Below are 3,053 nucleotides of genomic sequence, written 5' to 3' on the forward strand. Positions count from 1 at the left end.
GACATTTTAATGTTACTTGATACAATTAGAGAAGCTAAAGAAATTAGAACTCCTTAAGAAGGTGTAAAAGCATGAGAACTTGTTCATTCTGTAATAAAGAAATAGAAGAAGGTACAGGAAAAATGTACGTTAAAAGAGACGGTTCAATTTATTTCTTTTGTAGCAGCAAATGCGAAAAAAATATGATTAAACTCGGAAGAGTTCCAAGAAAAGTTAAATGGGTTAAACAATGATTCAAAAAAGTTTTGTAATGATGAAACCAGACGCTGTTCAAAGACGTCTCATGGGTAAAATATTATCCCGTTTTGAAGATAAAGGTCTTCAAATCGTAGCATGTAAATTAATTCAAATTGATGAAGATTTAGCAAAAACTCATTATGGAGAACACGCTGAAAAACCATTTTTCCCAAGTTTAGTTGAATACATTACTTCTTCACCATGCCTTGCTATGGTAATTCAAGGAGAAGAAGCAATTACTACTATTAGAAAAATTGTTGGAGCAACCAATCCTTTAGAAGCAGATCTTGGAACTATTAGAGGAGACTTTGGTATGGATACCGGAAGAAACATTATTCATGCATCAGATGCTCCTGAATCTGCAGAAAGAGAAATTGGCCTTTTCTTTAATGAAGATGAAATTTGCGATTATCAGATTATTGATAATGATTTAATTTATGAATAAATTTAGATTTTAAAAGTTTTATTATTAAAGAAGATATTATGAAAATCAGATCCCCAATTGTATCAGTTTTAGGACATGTAGACCACGGAAAAACTACATTATTAGATTATATTAGAGGTAGTGCTATTGCCGATAAAGAGGCAGGTGGTATTACACAACATATTGGTGCTACAGAAATCCCAAATGATACTATTGAAGAAATCTGTGGGAATTTTATATCACGATTAACTATCAAAGATTTAATACCAGGATTGTTCTTCATTGATACTCCGGGTCACGCTGCATTTACCAGTTTAAGAAAACGTGGTGGTGCTTTAGCGGATTTAGCTGTTTTAATTCTTGATATTAATGAAGGTTTTAAACCTCAAACATATGAAGCAATAAATATTCTCAAAATGTATAAAACTCCTTTCATTGTTGTTGCAAACAAGATTGATATGATTTTTGGTTGGGAAACACATGAAGGTGCTTCTTTTAAGGAATCTTTCAATCAGCAAGCTCCAAGTGTACAGCAAGATTTAGACACCAAGGTCTATGAGATTGTCGGTACTCTTCACAAGGAAGGATTCCAGTCTGAAAGATTTGACAGAATCAGTAATTTCGCTTCACAAATCAGTATTATTCCGATTAGTGCTAGGTCAGGTGAAGGAATTATTGAAGTTTTAGCAATGCTTTTGGGTCTTGCTCAAGAATATTTAACCGAGCAGCTTGAAATTAATGAAGATGCTCCTGCTAAAGGAACAGTATTGGAGATTAAGGAAGAAGTGGGATTAGGTCTCACTATTGATAGCATTATTTATGATGGTGTTTTGCGAACTAATGATGAAATAGCTTTGATGACCTCTTCAAATGAGGTTCTGACAACTAAAATCAGATCTATTTTAAGGCCGCTTCCACTCGAGGAAATGAGGGATTCTAAAAAGAAATTCCAAAAGTTCGATGAAGTGGTTGCAGCAGCAGGTATCAAAATAGCTGCTCCAAATTTAGATGATGTAATTTCAGGTTCTCCATTAAGGGTATTGAATGATAATGAGGATGTGGAAGAAGAGATCTTAAAGGAAATCGAGGATATTACAATCAGCACCGATGATGAAGGTGTTCTGGTTAAGGCAGATACTTTAGGTTCTCTTGAAGCTATTGTCAAGTTGCTCAAGGAATTGGACATTCCTATTCGTGAAGCCGATATTGGTGATGTAAATCGTAGAGATATAATTAATTCATCTATTGCTTTAAATGAAGATGATGCACATGGTGCAATCATTGCTTTTAATGTTAATGTCAATCCTAATTCCCAGGAAGACTTGGATAATTCAGATGTCAAGCTGTTCAAGGGCGATGTAATCTACCAGATTATTGAAGACTATGAAGCCTGGATTGATGAAATGGAACAAGCCAAGAAAAAGGCATTTTATGACGCCATTATTAAACCTGCAAAATTCATGTCTTTGCCTAAGCTAGTTTTCCGTCAGAGCAAACCTGCCATTATTGGAATTGAATCCATTAGTGGTACAGTCAAACAAGGTCAAACATTAATCAATAAGAATGGCGAATATGTTGGTGTTATAGCAAGTATGGAAGATAAGGGTGAAACATTACCTTCTATCCCTAGAGGCCAAAGGGTTGCTATGGCTATTAAAGATGCTATTGTCGGAAAGCATTTTGATGAAGGCGATGAATTATATGTTGATGTTCCAGAAAAGCATTACAAGTTCATTGAAAGAGAGTTTAAGGATAAGTTAACAGAAGATGAATTTGAAACTTTATATGAATTTGTCGAAATTAAACGTAAACAAGATCCAGATTGGGGTAAATTTGGTCTTTTTGAATAATAAATTTATTGTTATAAAAATTATGGAGGAATACCATGGCATTCAAAATTGTTGTGTCTCAAAAAGCTGAAACTCATCAAATGGAAGTCGAAGATACTAAAGCACTTAACGGTTTAGTCATCGGTGATGAATTTGATGGTGCTATTGTTGGTTTAGATGGTTACACTTTAAAAATAACCGGTGGTAGTGATAAAAACGGTTTTACCATGAAAAAAGATGTTTCAGGTACCAGAAGAATAAAAAGTTTATTAACTGGAGGTACCGGTTATCATCCTAAAGCAGATGGTGTTAAAAGAAGAAAAACCGTTAGAGGAAACACTATTGCTGATGATATAGTACAAATCAACACTGTAGTTACTGAAGCTGGAAGCAAATCAATAGCTGAAATTCTTGGTGCTGGTGAAGAAGAGGAAGAATAGTTCTACTATTTTTCTCATTACTTTAAATTATAATATAAAAGGTGGTTATCTGTGAACGTACAGTCAGATGTTAACATAGGTTTAGTTGGTCACGTAGACCATGGTAAGACTACTCTTACTAAA

The 3,053-nt window shown here is 34.2% G+C and carries 5 protein-coding genes; all 5 read left to right on the top strand.

Annotation, left to right across the window (positions count from 1 at the left end; all coding sequences use genetic code 11):
* Nucleotides 1-71 precede the first annotated feature (71 nt).
* Nucleotides 72-233, top strand: a complete 162-nt coding sequence (locus ACJMML_RS09595; protein ID WP_292886237.1) for a 50S ribosomal protein L24e — start codon at nt 72-74, stop codon at nt 231-233.
* Nucleotides 230-682 (top strand): nucleoside-diphosphate kinase, encoded by a 453-nt coding sequence (gene ndk, locus ACJMML_RS09600; RefSeq protein WP_292603960.1) that lies wholly within the window; start codon nt 230-232, stop codon nt 680-682. The genes ACJMML_RS09595 and ndk overlap by 4 nt, the downstream gene beginning before the upstream one ends.
* A 38-nt stretch (nt 683-720) precedes the next feature.
* Nucleotides 721-2,511: a translation initiation factor IF-2 gene (gene infB / locus ACJMML_RS09605; RefSeq protein WP_405307103.1), complete on the top strand. Its 1,791-nt coding sequence runs from the start codon at nt 721-723 to the stop codon at nt 2,509-2,511.
* Nucleotides 2,512-2,546: 35 nt separating this feature from the next.
* The gene (locus ACJMML_RS09610; protein ID WP_405294986.1) at nt 2,547-2,930 is read left to right on the top strand and encodes a 30S ribosomal protein S6e; all 384 of its coding nucleotides are present in this window, start codon (nt 2,547-2,549) and stop codon (nt 2,928-2,930) included.
* A gap of 51 nt (nt 2,931-2,981) precedes the next feature.
* The coding region (locus ACJMML_RS09615) for a GTP-binding protein (RefSeq protein WP_405307104.1) at nt 2,982-3,053 on the top strand (72 nt) is incomplete at its 3' end.

Source organism: Methanobrevibacter sp. (assembly GCF_045130115.1).
Taxonomy (GTDB): Archaea; Methanobacteriota; Methanobacteria; order Methanobacteriales; family Methanobacteriaceae; genus Methanocatella.

What these genes read in the sequence shown, in the direction of transcription:
- ACJMML_RS09595 (WP_292886237.1), top strand. Translation starts at nt 72, where the DNA reads ATGAGAACTTGTTCATTCTGTAATAAAGAAATAGAAGAAGGTACAGGA.
- ndk (WP_292603960.1), top strand. Translation starts at nt 230, where the DNA reads ATGATTCAAAAAAGTTTTGTAATGATGAAACCAGACGCTGTTCAAAGA.
- infB (WP_405307103.1), top strand. Translation starts at nt 721, where the DNA reads ATGAAAATCAGATCCCCAATTGTATCAGTTTTAGGACATGTAGACCAC.
- ACJMML_RS09610 (WP_405294986.1), top strand. Translation starts at nt 2,547, where the DNA reads ATGGCATTCAAAATTGTTGTGTCTCAAAAAGCTGAAACTCATCAAATG.